This window comes from Caballeronia sp. INML3B, assembly GCF_023631305.1.
Classification (GTDB): domain Bacteria; phylum Pseudomonadota; class Gammaproteobacteria; order Burkholderiales; family Burkholderiaceae; genus Caballeronia; species Caballeronia turbans.
The window spans coordinates 1-232 of the sequence record NZ_JALQDI010000120.1; the positions used below are offsets into that span (position 1 = coordinate 1).

Consider the following 232-nt stretch of genomic DNA (forward strand, 5'->3'; position numbering starts at 1 on the left):
GGATACCTCTATCGTCTACACCACCTACCGTGATGACTGTATAATCAGATCTATCAGCAGTAGAAACAGCAAAGTCAATTGCAGCGTAATATTGTTTATCTTTATCAAAATCCTCTTCAACCATTGGTAAGAGGTCTTCACGCTTGAAATAAGCAAATGTCTCGTCGATTGGATGATTTAGATACTCCCTGTTATATACGTCAGGTAGACCTTGATCTATGTAGCTTTGACG

The 232-nt window shown here is 39.2% G+C and carries 1 protein-coding gene; it reads right to left on the minus strand.

Annotated elements, in window-relative coordinates:
* Nucleotides 1-232, minus strand: a 232-nt coding sequence (locus tag NCS58_RS34120) for a hypothetical protein (protein ID WP_250539054.1), incomplete at both ends; no start/stop codon positions are given.